The organism is Mycobacterium sp. MUNTM1, from assembly GCF_054660795.1.
The window spans coordinates 13,412-31,352 of the sequence record NZ_BAAGDE010000049.1 but is presented as its reverse complement, the minus strand read 5'-3'; the positions used below and the strand labels follow the sequence as shown (position 1 = coordinate 31,352).

Genomic DNA, 17,941 nt, shown 5'->3' with positions numbered 1-17,941 from the left:
CCATGCTCGCCTCGGCACGCGACCGGCTGCTGTCGGCAGCCCTGCGGCTCTTCGCCGCCAAGGGCTACGCGGCGACATCCGTGGCCGACATTCAGCGGGAGTCCGGGCTGGCGCCCGGCTCCGGAGCGCTCTACAAGCACTTCGGCTCCAAGCGCGAGCTTCTCGAGGCGGCCGTCGCACACCGGATTGACAGCATCGTCGCCGCGCGAGAGCAATACGACGCGGGGCAACCGGGCAGCGTTGAGCGGGCGGTGCGCATCGCCGGCCAGCTGATCTGGAGCAATCTCAAGCAGAGCGAGGATCTGCTCAAGGTGATGCTGCGCGAACCCGACGAGCTCGGCGATCTCGACGAGAAGACGTGGCAGGTGATCACCGACAACGCCTACCAGCGCTTCGCCGACGAACTGGCCGCGTCGAATCGGTCCGGCCGCACCAGCATTCCCGATCCCGAAGCGGCCGCGGCCGTCGCGATCGGTTCGCTGTCCTACGCGGCGACGCTGCAGGCGCTGACCGGTCGCCTGCCCGGCAACACCGACGAAGAACGCTACTTCGAGGCGTGGGTCAACCAGACCGTCAGCGTCCTCGATCAATACGCGAATCCCCGAAATCCGTTGAACAACAATGATTCAGGAGCAGAGCTGTGACCTTTTCACTGCAACTGTCCGACGACGTGATCGAAGTTCGCGACTGGGTGCACCAGTTCGCGGCCGACGTGGTCCGCCCCGCCGCCGCGGAATGGGACGAACGAGAAGAAACGCCGTGGCCGGTGATCCAGGAGGCCGCGAAGGTGGGGCTCTACTCCCCCGACCTGTTCGCACAGCAGGCGGCCGAGCCCACCGGGCTGGGCATGCTGACGGTGTTCGAGGAGCTGTTCTGGGGTGACGCGGGTATCGCGCTGTCCATCATGGGCACCGGGCTGGCCGCGGCGGCGCTGGCCGGCAACGGCACCCCCGAGCAGCTGGGCCGCTGGCTGCCCGAAATGTTCGGCACCGCCGACGAACCCAAGCTCGGTGCGTTCTGCTCGTCCGAACCCGACGCGGGCTCCGACGTCGGCGCCATCCGCACCCGGGCCCGCTACGACGAGGCGACGAATGAATGGGTGCTCAACGGCACCAAGACCTGGGCCACCAACGGCGGTATCGCCAACGTGCACATCGTGGTGGCGTCGGTCTACCCCGAACTCGGCACCCGCGGCCAGGCGACCTTCATCATCCCGGCGGGCGTCAAAGGCCTGGCGCAGGGGCAGAAATTCAAGAAGCACGGAATCCGCGCCTCGCACACCGCCGAGGTGGTGCTCGACGACGTCCGCCTGCCCGAGGACCACATCCTCGGTGGCCGGGAGAAATTCGAAGCGCGGATCGCCCGCGTCAAATCTGGTGCCTCCGCGCGCGGGCAGGCCGCCATGAAGACCTTCGAGCGCACCCGACCGACGGTCGGCGCCATGGCGGTGGGCGTGGCCCGGGCCGCCTACGAGTATGCCCTCGACTATGCCTGCCAGCGTGAGCAATTCGGCCGCAAGATCGGTGAATTCCAGGCGGTGGCATTCAAGCTGGCCGATATGAAATGCCGGATCGACGCGGCCCGCCTGCTGGTGTGGCGGGCCGGATGGATGGCGCGCAACAACCAATCCTTCGACTCGGCCGAGGGATCGATGGCCAAGCTGGTGGCCAGCGAGACCGCGGTCTACGTCACCGACGAGGCCATTCAGATCTTGGGCGGCAACGGATACACGCGCGACTACCCGGTGGAGCGGATGCACCGCGATGCGAAGATCTTCACCATCTTCGAGGGCACCAGCGAGATTCAGCGCCTGGTTGTCTCCCGGGCGCTGACGGGCCTGCCCATCCGTTAGCCGGCCACAAATCGGTTGCGTCTGATAGCTTCTGCGGCACACCAACCGTAAGGGGCTGACGTGAAGCGTGCGGTCATCGCGGCACTCGGAGTCGTCGTCGTCGGCTGCTGGGTCGGGGCGCCCGCGGCGATCGCGGACAACCCCGTTTGCACGGCGTCGGTATGTGCCTTCTTGTCGCCGTCGCGCAACATCAGTTGCGAGGTCGACTACCAGCGCGATCCCGGCATCCCCGACCAGGCCTATTGCCAGACCAACGAGCCCCCCGCATCCGTGCGCCTGGCCACGACCGGTGCGGTCACGAATTGCACGGGTGTTTCGTGTCTCGGCAACGCGGGGATCGGCACGCCGGTCCTGCCCTACGGCCAGACCGCCGCGCTCGGGCCATTCGGCTGTGCGTCCAAGGCCGACGGCGTCACGTGCACCGTGACCTCGGGCCGTGGGTTCACGATTTCCAATGCGGGCATCACACCCATCGGGTGAGGCCGTGCGCGGGCGCGACATGATGGCGGGATGACCATCGAGATCCGGGTTCTCGACACCGAGGATGACCTCGTCGCCGCGGCGAGATTGTTTCGCACCGCGATGGTGGGCCTGCCGCCCATCTCGAACCTGCCGCCCGGCCAGATCACCAAGCTGCTCGACCCAGGCCGCACCATCGGCGCATTCATCGACGGAGAACTTGCCGGCACCGCGGACGCCGTAACGAACACCATGACCCTCCCCGGCGGAGCCGCCGTGGCCCACGCCGCCGTGACTCACATCGGGGTGCTGCCGTCGCACACCCGAAGGGGAGTCGCCACCGAGCTGATCCGGCACCAGCTGCACGACATCGCCGAGCGCGGTGAGGCGGTCGCGTCGTTGCGGGCATCGGAGGCCACCATCTATGAGCGATACGGCTACGGGGTAGCGAGTTGCTTTCAGAGCGTGGAGATTACGAGCGCGCGGGCGGCGTTTCGCCCCGAGGTCGGGTTGGGAGGCCCGGTGCGGTTGCTCGATGCCGCCGAGGTCTGGGAGACCTTGCCCCGCGTCTATGACACCCATCGTCCGTCCCGTCCCGGAACCATCGACCGCCCGCGCACATGGTGGGAGAGCGCACGGCGCCGCACCGAATCCTCGCCGGGGGCTTGGTATGTCGCTGTTCACGGCGAACCGGGCGCCGAGTCGGGGTTCGCCCGCTACCGGCCCGTCGACACCGAGAATTGGTTCGTCAGCGACCAGCGCAGCGTCGTGGTCGAGGATTTCTTCGCGCCGACCCCCGAGGCCTATCTCGGGCTGCTGCGATACCTGCTCGGCCTGGATCTCGTTCACCGGGTGAGGTTCTGGATGCTGCCCCTCGACGACACGCTGCCCTGGCTATTCGTCGATCGCCGGGCGGCAAAGGTCACCGCGGTGCACGACGAAACGTGGTTGCGGGTCATCGATGCCCGCCATGCGCTGGCGGCGCGCTCCTACGTCGGAGACGGGGCGGTCACGATCGCGGTGAATGACCCAGTGCTGCCGAATAATTCGGTGAGCTTCACGATCACCGGCGACGGCGCCGAACCGACGACCCGTCGCGCCGACGTCCACGTCGGTATCGGGGGCCTGGCTGCCGCGCTGCTCGGCGGCACGCGTTGGCGCAGTCTCGCCGCTGCCGGGCTGGCCCGGGCCGACGATCCGGTCGCCCTGGACGTGGCCGACCAATTGTTCGCGGTGCCCGAGGCGCCGCACGCCGGGACGTTCTTCTAATCGGAGTGCCACGCGCATCCGCGCTTTAAGGAAAGTGGCCGAATCATTTAACGACCCAATGGGCATCTGTTCTGCAATCGCCGAGCGGAATCAGCGGGCCTCTCCCCGTACGGCGCTTTTACGTTGAACGGCGGATCATCTCAGCCGATCTGGCGGATGATTCCACGGTAGAGCTTCGCGAAATGGCGTTTTGGTACCGCCAAGGCCTAGCCGGAGTCCGATTCAATTCCCCCTGATAAGTGGTGCAGGCACCGTGATCTGGCTGTTAGGCTTTATGCCGGCGCGCCCATAAGGGGTTCCGGCTTAGCTTTGGGGCAGAAGTGGCTGATTTCGACACTGAACGCGCGGCGTTTTTCGCTGGCTTCGGCGATGGGACCGCGTTGATCGCAGGATTGCGATCGGCGGAGTTGGTGGTGCCGCTTGACGTCGACGGCAACATATTCACCTGGGTATGGGGCGATCTGCCGTGGCTGGCCGTATTCACCGATGTGGGGCGGTGCGCCACGTTTGCTGAGGCTGCGGGCCGCGACCTGGATGCCATAGAGATTTGTGCGCTACGGGGCGCCGTCGTGCTGGACGAGTTGCTCGATAAGGCGCCAACGGCCACGGGCCTGGTTGGTAGTCGATGCCGCCAGCGCGGATGTGATGGTCTTTCCGCCGGTGCAGTGTTTGACGCCGCATCGATATGTCGATGTTGACTCAGGTGAGGTGGTGGTGTCGTGAACGATGTTGACATCAAGGTGCAACCGGAAGTTCTGCGGCAGGCTGCTAAGGGCATCAATGACTTGATCTCGCAGCTGTCCGGTGGTGCGCTGGGCAGCTACACCGGGCAGCTGGGTCGGGGATTTGACGACATGGCGTTGACCGGTGAGCAGATGAGTCATGGCGATGCCAAGGCGGGGCTGGACAACTTCGTGCAGCGCTGGGAGTGGGGTACCCGAGCTTTGGTAAATAAAGCCAGCTACATCGGCCACGGATTGCACCTAGGCGCAGGCAGGTTCGAGAAGCAGGATCAATACTTCGCCAACGCCGGGAAGGGCATGCTCAACGACCTGGCGGGAGATCCCTCCCTGCAACAGCACTCGGTCAAAGATGCCCAAGGCAACATCGTGGTGGCTGGTACCGACGACATGTCGTTGGGTCAGGTGTTCGACCACAACGTCAACCAGTTGGCCCACCCGGACTGGTCGGCTCAGTCGTTTCACGATGCGCTCCCGCAGCTGCAGCAGAGCTGGGGTGTCGTCAAGGACAACGCGCTACAAGCCGCCGAGGACGGGGTGATCGTGTCGAATCCCGAACTCGCTCCGGTGCTCACTGCAGGCTCGCAGCTTCCTTCGCCAGGGCCGCTCGGGTGACCGGGAGCACGGCCGTCTGGATGTCGGTAACGCCCAGCCAGGGATAGTCGGTGGGCAAGCACTGGTACGACTTGGACAATCTGGTCCAAGACGTTGAGGATGGCTTCCATAACGCCGAGCGTGGGGCCGGCAAGGTTATCGATGCGGTGGCTCACGGAGCCGGGGCGGGGTTGGACGCCGTCGGACTCCGTAGCGTGGGCGACGCGGTGCGGCACTGGGGTGACTCCGTCGCCGATCAGTTGGGCGCGACTCCGGACGAGAAATCGCTCGGACAGACCCACGATCCTCGAGAGTTAGTGCACGGCGATCCCGGTGCCATGCGCGACCGGGCCGGCAAACTCGAAGCGTTCGCCAAAGATTTCGAAAACGCAGGAGAGGGCCTACGCGGCATATCGGTCGGGAATTTCTCCGGTCGGATGGCCAACGAGTACCACCAAGCTGTCGAAACCGAGTATCCAAAGTGGTTGAAGGCTTCCGATGCCTCGACTAAGGCGGCGGCGGCGCTGCACAACCTGGCCGACGCGGTGGAGTGGGCGCAAAGCCAAGCCGCTGAGGCGATCCGGCTGTGGGACGAGGCCGAGCAAAAACACAACGACTGGCAACAAAAGCACGACGATTACGTCAGCGGCGCCTCAGACACCGATCCTGGCCAAGACCCCGGTCCGGCATTGCGCGAACAAGCGAATGACGTACTCAAAGGTGCTCGGGCGCATCGCAATTCGGCAGCCGCCAGCGCGGCATCGTCGCTCAACGATGCCGCCGGGGAGGCACCGCCGCTGCCGTCGGCCAGTGAACGTTTGCTCGACGACGTCCAAGATGCGGCAGACACCGCCGGCATGTTCGACTCACACATGGTGGTGGGATTGGCCGAAGCCGGCACCGGCCTGGTCAAGCTGGCGCGCACGGTCAACCCGACTGATCCTTACAACCTGGCGCACCCAGCGCAGTACGGGGCCAACGCTGCGGCGGTGGGCGCTGGTCTGGTGAAGATGGCGGCCCATCCCGACGAGCTGGTCAAGGGTTTCATCGGGACGGGTTGGAAGGACGATCCCGGCCAAGCCACCGGTACGTTCATCGCTAACATCGCCCCCTTTGGACCCAAAGGCGCTGGGTTGGCGAAGTCGGTGCTCTCCGATGCCCTCAAGGGCATGCGCGGGGGAGCTCGCGGCGGAATGGAAGGGGCCGTTCGGGACGTGGCCACGCACACGCGTGTTCCCGGCTCCCCGCACGTGTCCGAACCGCCGCGGGCCGTACCCACGGAACACGCTGCCGAGCCCCGTCCCGCGGCCAATGTCCACGACGCACCGGCTCCGGCCGAGCGTCCGGCGCCCGTCGAGCACACCGCACCGCCCGCTGAGCATGCGCCCCCGGCCGAGCACCCCCCGCCACCAAACGAGCACGCCTCGCCTCGAGCCGAGCACGGTCCTGCGCCCGCCGAACACGGGCCGCCGCCGGCCGAGCACACTGCGCCACCACGGCCGGATGCCAGGCCGGAGCCGCCCGCCCAACACGGCCCGCTGGAGATGCAGACACCCGGGCACGGGATCGCCGGTGAGCATCCGCCCACACTCGATCGAGGTCCGGCACCGGAACCGGTGTCAGAGCCTGTGCGCGCACCCGAGAACGCCCAACCGCCGGCCAGCACGGAACCGGCCGGTCCCCATGGGGGCAACGAGGGTGGGCCGGGGCCGTCCGGTCCCCCCTCAGAGGCAGTGAAACCGCTTGAGGCGCAGCCTGATCCGCATCCGTCGACGCCGGTGGAGTCGGCATCGGCGCACACCCCGACCGAAGTCGAGGGCCGTCCGCATGTGGCCGATGAGAGAGGCGCGGGCCTCAGTCGGAGCGAAGACCTCAGCCATCAGACTCCCGGCCACGAACACACACCTGACGGTGAACGGGCCCCGGCCCGTACAGAGCCGGCTGCCGCGTCGCCGACGCAGCCGCATCCCGGCCGTGTCGAACCAGCCGAGAGCCCGCGCCCAACCGAGCGCGGCCATACCGAACATCCGCGGCCGGCCGACGCGTCGCCGCCCAAGCCTCGCGAACCAGCTGTCCGCGACGGATCGCCGCTACGGGAAACAGCACCTCGCGAGGGTGCCCTACCCGCGGAGAAACCGACAGGCGCGCGCCCAAGCGGGGATTCCCGTACACCCACCCCAGCGGCACGCGCCAGCGAGGCCGCCGCCCGGGACGCATCGGGCGGGGCGGGGGCCGGGGAGCACCACCCGGTCGAACGTGGTCATCGTCCCAGCCACCGGGGAGATCCGCTTGACAGACCTGTCATTGATGGGCACCCGGATGATCCACGGGAGCCTGGAGCAATTGGCACTCATCCGGCGGCGTCTGGCGGTCAGCGTTTTCCCGAAGGCCACTGTCCGGGTCGAGACCACATGCATTCACTCGATAAATCCGGACCCGGATGGCGCAGATTAGCTGATGCGCCGCTGGATCCGCATTATGGTGACCCCCTCCCGGCGTGGGACCCCGGCCACGATCCGTTCGACCCGAACCGGATTGATCCGCAAGTAGAGCAGTTGATGAACGACTCTGACGCGCCCTTCGGTCGCGATCCGCAAGGTAATGCTTATACTGAACAGCAGTATGCAGAGCGCTTCCACAAGTTAGGACCGCACGGCGAACATTGGGTAAATTATCCTAAGAATGACGGCGCGGTACCCGGCAGTAAGATCTTGTATGATGACCCGCATAGGTTCGTTGCAGACTTTGGTGAGCAATTTGACCGTATAGGTCCGTCGACTGGTACATATCTGGGCGTGATGGAGGATGGTCGAGCGGCCAGCTTTGAGCAACGTTCGCTCCATTTCGAGTCACTTTATGGTCCGTACAATTCATATGCCTTCGACCCGACGCTGATACCAGAGGAGTGGACAATGGAAGTCTCTGAAGTCGCCCCGGGGCTGGGACAGCCCGGCGGCGGCCTACAGCTGCGGTTCTTTAACTCTGAAGGTGAGGCTGTGCCCACGGAGATACTTACGGATCCGGACCTGCAAATTTTGCGGTCGTTAGAGGAACCGAGATGAGCCGAATGGTTGTAGTTTCCGAGGATTTGGAAGAGTGGGCAAGTGCTGCGGAATATTCGTTGACCCACGCTTCCGAAATTGGGGAACCAGCAATCTTTTGGAACAGCGGTGGAGAAATTCGGAAGTTCATAGCTCTCGATATCGAGGGCTGGTTCGTGGTTTCCACCTCTGAGCGTATGGGCAATGACCAATTCAACCTTGCAGCGCCGTCGATGGAAACCGTTGAACGGTATCTTTACGCATATTTCGGCCAGACGATGCGAGAAGCTCGACACCTTCCTCGCTTACGTCAGCCTTCCAAGATAGGAGAAATCCCGGACGGCTTCACCATTCGACAAATGGAGTTCGGCGGAAGGCTGCGCCGCTCATTGGTCGGCCCAATGGGCACGATCGTGGCCGTTGGAAGTGGTGATGCTGTATTGGGTACGATGATGTTGGTTCGTCTGGCGAGATCGCTAAGCGTCACCGTCGAGGCGATCAAAGAATCATTTCTGAGTGAGGACGGTACTCCGCTGTTCGTCACCGCTTAATTGCGCAGTTGAGGCCCCTCGCCGACGACAATACGTGCGGCTGCCCAGGCGATTAAGCCGCGACACCGGCTGGCCAGCGCGCCCGCTTGACTCAGAAATACGATGCGGCGTACCGCGCGTTGGGGCTGGCATTAACGACGGCGATCAGCGGCGTACCAGGGCTGGCGACTCGCGCCGCTGAGCGACTACGACGTACAGATCTCTTCGTACGCTATGGTCGACAAGGCTAGGGAGGCATGGGAGGCCATGGACCCGAGTGAGCGAAATCCACAGCTCATGCAACTGGATTATCAATCGACCCGGAGGGTCCCGCAGATGATGCGTGATCAATTTCGGATTTTGATGAAGGGCGAGTTGGCGCGGAATCTCAACGAATTTTGCGAACGGCTGGGATTGGTTCGGCGTGGTCGCCTGAGTGATGACTGGGATCAGGAGTTCGGGCGACTGGAGCTAAGGTCTCGGGAGCAGGGCTGGGTCAATCTATGGTCAATCTATGGCTGTGGCGTTACGACGACGAAGACTCGAACATTAAGCCTACGTACGAGAAGGACCCGCTGCCCGGCGTCGAGGCGGAGCGGTTACGTCACAAAGTTCTCGACGCTGCTGCAGCTGTTGGTATGACAATCACGGCTGATTCGGGGTTAAAGCCCCCGAAACCTCCTCGCTCCGAGGGGTAACACAGGTAAGTATTGCCGATACGTTCCTTGCCAATAAGAAGATGGCTACCACCGGCTCGGAGGTAACTCATGAGAACTTCCGCACGTATTTCGGTCTGGCAGTGTGGCGACGCTAAGCAGGCCGCAAGCACCGCGCGGTTTCCAGCTACTAGCCGCGGGTCCTTGCGCCGGCTCAGTTGGCTTCCACCGAGGTATTTGCCGTGACGGATCCGGGCCCTTCGAGTGTTCACCGATCCGGTGATACCACCGGTGGCGACTACACGCGGCCGGCGCACTCATCCAATGCCGATATCGCAGAGCAAGCTAAGGACCCCGCCGCTTCGCAGGAGTCGGTAGACCGCAGTATGTGTGGCCGGCACGTCGACATGGCGACCGGTGAATATGTCTTGCCTGCAACGGATGTCGCGCTGCCCGGAGTGCTGCCGTTGAGGTTGACCCGCACCCACCGCTCTGGCTTCCGCCACGGTATGTGGTTCGGCGCGTCGTGGGCATGCACGTTCGACACCCGCGTCGTGATCGCCGATGATTCCGTCATCACGATCGGCGCCGACGGTGCGATCTTGGCGTTTGACCACCCCGTTGACGAGGAACCCAGTGTCGCGCGAGTGGGGCGATCATGGCGGCTACGGAGCACGCCGAGTGGCGGTTACCGGCTCAGCTCGCCGACTGGAGCGCTGGTCTACCACTTCGAGCCCAAACCTCACCTAGGTGGCGTCGACCTCGCTTCGGGAATGCTATTCATCTCGGCGATCACCGACACGCATCGCAACCGAATCTTGTTTACCTACAACAACTCCGGTATGCCTTCGGCGGTCGAGCACTCGGGCGGATACCGAATCGGAGTTGACTGCGACCAACGCCGAATCCGTCGTTACACCATCGCCGCTGCCACCTCAAGTACGGTGCTGCGGCAATTCGGCTACGCCGATGAGAATTTGATCTCCGTCACCGACGCGGCCGGTGCTACGAGGAGATTCAGCTACGACAGTGCCCAGCGGATGGTCGCGCTGACCGACGCCAATGGTCTGGTCTCTACCAACGCTTATGATGCGGCGGGGCGGGTGATCACTCAAAAGCTCGATGATGAGTCTTTAAGCGGGACTTTTACCTATCGGCAAGATCGCGACAACACCGGTAGCATCAGCAGCTACACCGATGCCACTGGTGCCACAACGGTATACGGGTTCGATGCCGATCTGAGGCCGCGCGCGATGGCGGATCCAATGGGGCGCGTCATCCGCGCCGACTTCAACGCCCGTCGCGACCCGCTGAACGTGACCGATGCCGCCGGCGGAATGATTCGCTTTGTCTACACCCCGGACGGCGACCTGGCCGAGGTGACCGACCCGCTGGGTGCGAAGACCCAGATCGCGTACAGCGCCATCGAGGAACAGCGACTCCCGGCTCGATTGGTGGGACCGGACCAAGCGGAAACCCTCTACGAGTACGACGGGCAGGCAAACCAGATCGCGACGCGCGATGCCGCCGGCGAGGTCTGGCGATGGGAGTACCACCCCACAGGCGCAGTTGCTGCGACTATCGACCCGATGGGCAGGCGGGTCGACATCCATTGCAATCCCGCCGGGCTACCGATCGTGCTGACCGACGCCCTGGGTAAACACAACCAGATCGGCTATGACGATTTCGGGCGAGTCACCGCGATCATCGACGCGACAGGCTCGGCAACCACTTTCAACTACGACGGCGAAGGCCGCTTGGTATCTCGAACCGGCCCGGACGGAGCGGCTCAATCGTGGGCGTACGACGGTCAGGGCAATCGGATTGCCCACACCGATGCGGCGGGAGCGACCACTCGCTGGGAGTACGGGACCGCGGGCTTGATGACCGCGCGCATCGACGCTACCGGCGCGCACACTCGCTACGACTATGACCGTGCGGGACGGCTGGCGTCGGTAACGAATCCGGCCGGAGCAATGTGGACGTACTGCTACGGCGCCGACGGACAACTGGTTTCAGAGACCGACTTCAACGGCGCGACAACTACTTACGGCTACGACCGCGCCGGACGACTTGCATCACGCGCTAACGGTGAAGGTCAAACCGTTAGCTACAGCTACGACCTAGCGGGGCGGTTGACCTCCGAGTCAAGCGGTGTCATGACAGAGCAATCCGACCGTAGCGCCGAGCTGTTCAGCGGGGAACGCATTGGCTACCGCTACGATCGCGCAGGGCGGACTGCCGGTATATCGATGCCCTGGGCGACAGTCGCCTTCACTCGGGATCCAATCGGGCGCGTCATCAAAGAGGACATCGACGGGCGCGCTGTGCTCAGCACGTTCGACGTCGCCGGTGATCTCACCACGTTGACGAGCCCCTCCGGTGTGGACACCGTTTTCGGCTACGACGCCAGCGGCGCGGTCGAGGCATTGTCGGTTGCGGGTCGGCGCTGCGATATCACCACAGACGCCAATGGGCGCCTGACGCGTTACCAGTATGGAAGCACCGCAATCGATTCAACCTATGACTCGGCGGGACGGTTGACGTGCCGTTCGGTGATCGCCGGAGTTCGGGATCTGTCACTACTCGACCTGAGCGGCCACCGCGCCGAGGAGAAACTAGTCGCCGCTGCCGATTACGCCTACGATGCCAGCGGCTCTTTGGTCGTTGTTGCGGGACCAGCCGACCCGGCGGTCGCCGTGCTGGGAATTCCGGTTCGCCACACGGTCGACCCGTCTGGCCGGGCTATGACTCGTACCGCCTTCGACGGAACTACCGAAACCACCTTCTTCGATGCCGCCGACAACGTGACTACCGCAATCAATGCCGACGCCCACGACACCCTGCCATGGCGTTACGAAGGTATGCGTCTTATTGACGATGGACACTTCCGCTGTCGCTACGACGCCGCAGGCCGGCTGATCCACACGAGCCGTGTGCGGGAAGACGGTGAACCGGAAACCTGGGATTACCAATGGGATGCCTGGGATCGGCTACGCACTGTCACAACCGCCGACGGACAAATCTATCGGTACACCTATGACCCGGCGGGTCGGCGAATCGCGAAAACCGGGCCTGACCAAACTATCCGGTTCAGTTGGTCCGGCCTGCATCTGATCGAGCAGGTCACGACCACCGGCGACGATAAAGCACCTACCGAGGTGGTCACCTGGTCTTACCTGCCGGGTTTGGCGACGCCGCAGAACCAAATTCGCAGCGTCGGCTTACATTCCGACGGGCCCGATGAGCCCGGGCCGTCTCAAACACTTCGTCCGGGCGAGCTCAACCTCGGCGCAGGTCCCAAATCGCAGCGCCGAGCTCAAAACGACACGAACACCCAGGCCTATGCGATCGTCCGCGACCACGCAGGCATCCCTGTTGCCCTGATCGATATCGCCACCGGGCAAATCGCCGGAGAGATTACAAGTATGACCAGACTCGGCCTCGTTCAATGGACCGGGAGCGGAACGCCCTGGCGCTACCCTGGGCAGTATCACGACGCCGAGACCGGCTTGCATTACACGCTAGATCGTTACTACGACCCTGCCCACGGTCGCTTCTTGACCCCCGCCGCTTTAGACCTAGGCTCTGAGGTCAATTCCTATCGCTCGAGCCGCCCAAGTCCGAGCCGTGGCACACCGTTATTCGAAGCCCCGTCGCGCCTCAACCAATATGGTCTGCGGTGAGTTGCTCGGAGACGGCAATCAAATCGTGGTCAGTCCGGACCATCGCGTGCCCGTTTGGTGGTTTCGCGCAATTTGGCGCTGGAGCACGTCTAGCTGCCACGGGGCCGCATGGTGCATTCGTCGGTGCGTTGCCGTGCGGCAGCTCGGCCTTCATCAGCGAGTCTGAGCGCTCGAAAACTGTTCAGCTACAACGGGATTAGCGCGATGCATATTCACCCGATTGCTCTTGGGGTCGCGTTCGTCGGCGTTCTTGCGCCCCTGGCGTCACCCTCAGGCAACCGCGCTGTTGAGCGGAGCTTCGCCCGGTGTGGGCTCCTTGTCGCCTGTATCGGCGGGTTTTTCGTGCCCGCACCGCTGAATTGGACGTCGGGCTTGATGTTTTCTTTGATCACCGCTTGTGCGATCCTGCGAAATTCGTACAGGCGCAACCTTATCCTGTTTCGTGACAGGAAACGTTCGGATGACGACATGGACAACTGATCTCGCGGTGTCATCCGAGAGGAGACGTGTGGTGGTTGACGCCGCCAACGATACGGATCGCAACACTTACGTGACGGATTTCTACACACCAACCAGGTGCTGAAGCTTACGACGCATTAGCGACGACAGTCCGCGAGCGTTAAGCCGGCCCGACGCGTTCGCTCCGTTTGCTCGCGAAACCGTCGGCCATCGTCGCGGCCAACTCCAGGAAGGTTTGGCGGGCTTTCCGCGACATCAGGTCGAGGATGACTTCCGAGCCCTGTGCCAGATGGTCGTCAAACGGAATGACGTGGAAGGCGCGAACGCGCGTGAGGAAATGCTTCGCCAGGATGTCGACGTCGAGCGACATCGTGCCGGGACGGGCCGCGCTGACCACCACCGTCGCCGTCGGTACCAGGTGCGGATACCCGTGGTGTTCAAGCCAATCCAGGGTCGCCAGTGCGCTACGCGCGGAGTCGATCGCCGGTGATGCAACGAGAATGATCGCGTCGGCCTCGTCTAAAACGCCCTTCATGACGGAATGCACCATCCCGGTACCGCAGTCAGTGAGGATGATGTTGTAGAAGCGTTGCAGCAGCCGGATCACGCCTCGATAGTCGGCTTCGGAAAACGCCTCCGAGGTAGCCGGATCCCGCTCGGAGGCAAGGATTTCCAATCGGCTCGAACTCTGCGACGTATGGCGCCGAATATCCGAGTAGCGATAGATGTTCTCGTCCAACAACAGGTCCCGGACGGTGGACCGGCTTTGGTCTGGACCCCGTTGCGCGAGCGTGCCGAAGTCGGGATTCGCGTCGACGGCGATCACGCGGTCACCGCGGGTGGCTGCGAAGGTCGCGCCCAGCCCGACGGTCGTCGTGGTCTTTCCGACGCCGCCTTTCTGAGACAGCACCGCAATGCTGTAGTCGCCGCGCACCGGCTGATTCACACGCATGATGAGCGCGCCGCGCCTCGTCTCCTTCTCCGACTCACCCGGATTGAGCCCCGTCATCCGGTGCACCGCTTTCCGCCATCCGGCTTGCGGCAGAGGTTTCGCGCGGCGCACCAACCCGAGTTCGTTGTACGACGGCATTTGGGCCGGGCCACCGCCCGAGTGCCGCGGATCAGCATTAGTGAACGGAGTCGCAACCGGCGGTTGGGCGGGAGGTGGCGGAGGCGGCGGCACAGGCGGCATCGCGGGCCCTCCGCCGTGCTGCTGCCCGTAGACCATGTGCGGAGTCCATGGCTGGGGAGGTGGCGGGGGCGGCGCGGGCGATTGCGCGCCGTGCGTGAATTCCGGTGCCTCGCTGGGATTCGGCTGGTGCTCGTAAGGGGCCGTCGGCGGAAGACGCAGCGGGGCGGTATCCGCCTCCATCGCAGACGGCTCAGAGCGCGCGTCGGGGCGGCCGTGGACGAACTCGGTCACTTCTCGCTCCGATGTCCCACGTCAGCTTCGGCTCAGCATGCCGAGCACGTTCTTGAGGGCCGCGGTCATATCGCCGGCCTCGATTCGCATCAGCTCGGTTTCATCGAGATTCTCGAGTCCGGAGCCATGATCCTCGCTGAGCCGATATTCGCGCTCCTCCTCGGCAGCTTCAATGACGTTGCGGACGAACCGCCCGTTACCCGCGAGGTCAATGCGGCGGCGAACCTGACCGCTGTGATCCAATGACTCGCTCTCACACAGGGTCCGACAAGTGGCAACCAATTCGTCGTACGCCGCTTCGGTCAACTCAGAATCTCGCGACTTCGCAATCAGCCGACCGATATCCCCTAATTCCAGTGGGCTGTAGGAAGGGAATCGGATTCGCTTGCTGAACCGGGATGACAAGCCCTCATTCGCGGCGAGAAAGCGATCGATCTCGGCGTCGTATCCGGCGATGATCACGACTAACCGCTCTCGATCGTTCTCCATGCGCGCGAGCAGGGTGTCTACCGCTTCCCGGCCGAACGCATCTCCACCGGACAGCCCGGTTTGTATCAGCGTGTAGGCCTCATCGATGAAAAGCACGCCGTCCATCGCGGTATCGATCAGCGCGGATGTTTTGATTGCCGTGCTTCCCAAATGCTCGCCGACAAAATCTTGGCGCTTGGCCTCGACCACCGCGGGCGTCTTGAGAAGCCCTAGGCCGCAATAGGTTTGCGCCACTACGCGAGCGATCGTGGTCTTACCCGTCCCCGGTGGACCAGTGAAGGCAAGGTGAAGGCTGCGCGCCGCGGCGTTCAAACCTTTGTCGCCGCGGACCTTGGCCAATTTGGCGGCCGAGCGCAGCTTGGCCACCTGAAGTTTGACCTCGGCCAACCCGACTTGACGTTCCAGTTCGGCTTCGGCGGCACGTAGGTACTCATTGCCGCGTTCACTGACGTTATCGGCGGCGAAATCGTCGGGGCTCTTCGCGGTGCTGGGATCCCACTTGTTCGTGCGACTGTCGATGGCTTCTTTGTTGGTGATGATCAGCCGGTACTTCGGGTCGTGCAGGGCGGCGGCATTTGCTTCGAATCCCGGCTCTTCGCTGTAGATCCGCTCGAAGATCGTGCGGGCCTCGGGTTCCTTGCCCATCTCACGCAGCGTCAACCCTTTACAGAACTCGGCGGCCCGCCGCGCGGCCGGGATCGGGCCCTCTATCGCCTGTTCGAGGCGCCGGATTCCTTCGCCGAAAAGTCCCATCTGCGCGCATGCCGAACCGACCATGAGGTTCGCGCCCGCGGCGATGTACTCATCCTCGAAGGACGCCGAGTTGGCCAACGCGACCAAGACGTCCGGCCAACGCTGCGTCGTGAAGTGCAGCACGCCGCGTACGTACGCGCAGATTTCCGCAGATTCGGCATCGCCGCCGGGCATCGACCGCCGCATCACGTCCAGCTCGTCCAGCACTGCCTCGGCCTCGTCGAAATCCTTGCCCTGGATCATGCTCGCTGCGTACGCCAGGTGAACCTCGGTCAACGAGCTAAGCGTGTAATCCAAATAGAGGCCAGTCTGAAAACGTGCGCTCAACGCGCGTCTGGCTAACCCGAGCCGACGCTGCTCACGGGACAGGTTCGACTTTGCCGTGCGGTACAGGTGGTAGATGACCTCGGGACTGGTGTCCCCTGCTGCGGCGCGACCCAGCCAAGCGTCACTCATCTCCGGGTCGTACTCGGTGGCTCGTTTGAATGCCAACGCCGCGTAATGGGCATCGCGGTCCGTCTCGAGTCCGTCGATCGGAATTCCGAGTGACAGCACGCCGGCGTCGAAGACTCGCTGGGCGTCCCTAATGCCACTCATCCGTTGATAGTCCTCACTATTGGTGCCCCACCTGCGGCGCTTTACGGCTGAATCGTCTCACAGATCCTCAGCAGCGCTAATCGAAGTGTACTAAGTTGGGGGGGCCCGGCACGATGCGAATTTTCGCCGGCACGGTGGGTTGCATCGGGGCGAGTTCAGCGAGGTGTGCATGGCACAGAAGCCACAAAATCGGCCGCAACAAGCACCGCAAAAGCCCGTCGTTTCCCGGCGCGGCACCATATCGGTGTTGACCAACGAGCGGGGTCTGCCCACCGCGCTCAAGATCAACCCGAGGGAGCTGCGCAGACGGCCCCAGGATCTGGCCGACGAGATCCTCGCGCTGTGCCAGCTCTCGGCCACACGAGCTCAGGTGGCGTTCCGCCGAGGGTTAGCGGAGCAGGGGTACAACGCTACGGTGATCCGAGAAATCGGCCTGCCGACCGACGAGGATCTGGCTCGAGCCGAAGAGCTGGTGTACGGCGGCGATGACGACGAACCGCCGGCTACCTTTATGAGGTCGGTATGACCAGCCTGGCGCACTCATTGATCGAACGGGTTATCAAACAGCGTGATCTTTTGCAGTCGATGACCGAGGAAACCAAGTCCATCTCCGCGCGGGTGACCAGCAAGGACCGTTCCGTAAGCGCAGAGGTCAACGGCTTGGGCAGCCTGACTGGGTTGTGGCTGGGTCCCCCGGCCACTCGCTTGGACGCCGACGTTCTGGCCAAGTTGATCATTGACACCGCACAAGAGGCAGCCCGCCTGGCCATGGAGAGGTACGCCTTCCTGCTCAAAGAATTCACCTCCCGGATGGAGGAGTTTCAAAAAGCTCCACTGACGCGGTGGGATGGCACGGTCATCCAGCCCGAGTAGTCGGCGGCGGCACTGGTCAGATGCCTTCAGCTCATTCCGCCGCCGGTCGGCGGAATGGGAGTGGCCGCCCTAGAATTTGTGCGTATACCCCACTCAACGACGGGTTATATTTAGCGATATCAACTTCAGCCGCCGAGCGGCGCGAGTAAAAGGACAGAACATGGCGGACTTTTCACTGGATCCCGCGTTCACGACAGCGCTCACGGGCAGCTTCCAGGGCGCCAGCGCGGGCATCACCAGCGCGTACTCGGCGGCCACCCCGGCGCTCGTTTCCGGATTCTGCATGCCCCTGGGACCGCTGGCGGTAGGGAACATGATTCCGCAAGTCGTGCAGACGATGACGACTAACTGCGGCAGCGGACTGCTGAACGCCGCGACGCACGGCATGCTGGGAGCGGCGACCACGGCAGCTCAGAGCACCTTCATCGCCCGCGACAGCGTTTAGCGCCCTCTCTAGGACGTGCACGATGGTCAGCGAAGGATCGCCTGGTCCGGCGATGCCGCCCGGTCAGCCGGGCGC

General features: G+C 63.7%; 13 protein-coding genes and 1 pseudogene. 12 read left to right on the top strand and 2 right to left on the bottom strand.

What is annotated here, in order from left to right; all coding sequences use genetic code 11:
* The first annotated feature begins 2 nt into the window (after positions 1 to 2).
* The 9 genes from ACYQ8K_RS23140 (at position 3) to ACYQ8K_RS23100 (ending at position 12,827) form a co-directional block, all read left to right on the top strand.
* Positions 3 to 644: a TetR/AcrR family transcriptional regulator gene (locus tag ACYQ8K_RS23140; RefSeq protein ID WP_459972682.1), complete on the top strand. Its 642-nt coding sequence runs from the start codon at positions 3 to 5 to the stop codon at positions 642 to 644.
* Complete coding sequence (locus tag ACYQ8K_RS23135) at positions 641 to 1,852, top strand: acyl-CoA dehydrogenase family protein (protein ID WP_459972649.1); 1,212 nt, start codon at positions 641 to 643, stop codon at positions 1,850 to 1,852. The genes ACYQ8K_RS23140 and ACYQ8K_RS23135 overlap by 4 nt, the downstream gene beginning before the upstream one ends.
* A gap of 60 nt (positions 1,853 to 1,912) precedes the next feature.
* Entirely contained in the window at positions 1,913 to 2,332 is a 420-nt protein-coding gene (locus ACYQ8K_RS23130) for a hypothetical protein (protein ID WP_459972647.1), read from the top strand.
* A 30-nt stretch (positions 2,333 to 2,362) separates the two neighbouring features.
* Positions 2,363 to 3,580, top strand: coding sequence for a GNAT family N-acetyltransferase (locus ACYQ8K_RS23125; RefSeq protein ID WP_459972645.1), 1,218 nt, complete (start codon positions 2,363 to 2,365; stop codon positions 3,578 to 3,580).
* A 320-nt stretch (positions 3,581 to 3,900) separates the two neighbouring features.
* Positions 3,901 to 4,278: an SseB family protein gene (locus ACYQ8K_RS23120; RefSeq protein ID WP_459972644.1), complete on the top strand. Its 378-nt coding sequence runs from the start codon at positions 3,901 to 3,903 to the stop codon at positions 4,276 to 4,278.
* Between the two features lie 21 nt (positions 4,279 to 4,299).
* Complete coding sequence (locus ACYQ8K_RS23115; protein ID WP_459972642.1) at positions 4,300 to 4,935, top strand: hypothetical protein; 636 nt, start codon at positions 4,300 to 4,302, stop codon at positions 4,933 to 4,935.
* 50 nt (positions 4,936 to 4,985) lie between these two features.
* Positions 4,986 to 7,976 carry a WXG100 family type VII secretion target gene (locus ACYQ8K_RS23110; protein WP_459972640.1) on the top strand — a complete coding sequence of 997 codons (2,991 nt, stop codon included), beginning with the start codon at positions 4,986 to 4,988 and terminating at the stop codon, positions 7,974 to 7,976.
* Complete coding sequence (locus ACYQ8K_RS23105; protein WP_459972638.1) at positions 7,973 to 8,506, top strand: Imm61 family immunity protein; 534 nt, start codon at positions 7,973 to 7,975, stop codon at positions 8,504 to 8,506. Before ACYQ8K_RS23110 ends, ACYQ8K_RS23105 begins: the two co-directional genes overlap by 4 nt.
* A gap of 877 nt (positions 8,507 to 9,383) precedes the next feature.
* On the top strand, positions 9,384 to 12,827 hold the full coding sequence (locus tag ACYQ8K_RS23100; RefSeq protein ID WP_459972636.1) for a DUF6531 domain-containing protein: 3,444 nt from the start codon (positions 9,384 to 9,386) through the stop codon (positions 12,825 to 12,827).
* Positions 12,828 to 13,446: 619 nt separating this feature from the next.
* On the opposite strand, the pseudogene ACYQ8K_RS23095 reads toward ACYQ8K_RS23100, so the two are convergent.
* Both ACYQ8K_RS23095 and eccA read right to left on the bottom strand, forming a co-directional pair.
* Positions 13,447 to 14,685: pseudogene (locus ACYQ8K_RS23095) on the bottom strand (MinD/ParA family ATP-binding protein); the annotation flags it as partial.
* Between the two features lie 45 nt (positions 14,686 to 14,730).
* Entirely contained in the window at positions 14,731 to 16,548 is a 1,818-nt protein-coding gene (eccA, locus tag ACYQ8K_RS23090) for a type VII secretion AAA-ATPase EccA (protein WP_459972634.1), read from the bottom strand.
* 244 nt (positions 16,549 to 16,792) lie between these two features.
* On the opposite strand from eccA, the gene ACYQ8K_RS23085 reads away from it, so the two are divergent.
* The 3 genes from ACYQ8K_RS23085 to ACYQ8K_RS23075 all read left to right on the top strand — a co-directional run bounded on the left by ACYQ8K_RS23085 (position 16,793) and on the right by ACYQ8K_RS23075 (position 17,866).
* On the top strand, positions 16,793 to 17,074 hold the full coding sequence (locus ACYQ8K_RS23085; protein ID WP_459972680.1) for a hypothetical protein: 282 nt from the start codon (positions 16,793 to 16,795) through the stop codon (positions 17,072 to 17,074).
* The gene (locus ACYQ8K_RS23080; RefSeq protein WP_459972632.1) at positions 17,071 to 17,421 is read left to right on the top strand and encodes a YbaB/EbfC family nucleoid-associated protein; all 351 of its coding nucleotides are present in this window, start codon (positions 17,071 to 17,073) and stop codon (positions 17,419 to 17,421) included. The genes ACYQ8K_RS23085 and ACYQ8K_RS23080 overlap by 4 nt, the downstream gene beginning before the upstream one ends.
* Positions 17,422 to 17,581: 160 nt before the next feature.
* Positions 17,582 to 17,866: a hypothetical protein gene (locus tag ACYQ8K_RS23075; RefSeq protein ID WP_459972631.1), complete on the top strand. Its 285-nt coding sequence runs from the start codon at positions 17,582 to 17,584 to the stop codon at positions 17,864 to 17,866.
* The last annotated feature ends 75 nt before the right edge of the window (positions 17,867 to 17,941 follow it).

Coding starts and splice junctions, on each gene's coding strand:
- eccA (WP_459972634.1), bottom strand. CDS start 16,548: ATGAGTGGCATTAGGGACGCCCAGCGAGTCTTCGACGCCGGCGTGCTG.
- ACYQ8K_RS23105 (WP_459972638.1), top strand. CDS start 7,973: ATGAGCCGAATGGTTGTAGTTTCCGAGGATTTGGAAGAGTGGGCAAGT.
- ACYQ8K_RS23080 (WP_459972632.1), top strand. CDS start 17,071: ATGACCAGCCTGGCGCACTCATTGATCGAACGGGTTATCAAACAGCGT.
- ACYQ8K_RS23075 (WP_459972631.1), top strand. CDS start 17,582: ATGGCGGACTTTTCACTGGATCCCGCGTTCACGACAGCGCTCACGGGC.
- ACYQ8K_RS23140 (WP_459972682.1), top strand. CDS start 3: ATGCTCGCCTCGGCACGCGACCGGCTGCTGTCGGCAGCCCTGCGGCTC.
- ACYQ8K_RS23125 (WP_459972645.1), top strand. CDS start 2,363: ATGACCATCGAGATCCGGGTTCTCGACACCGAGGATGACCTCGTCGCC.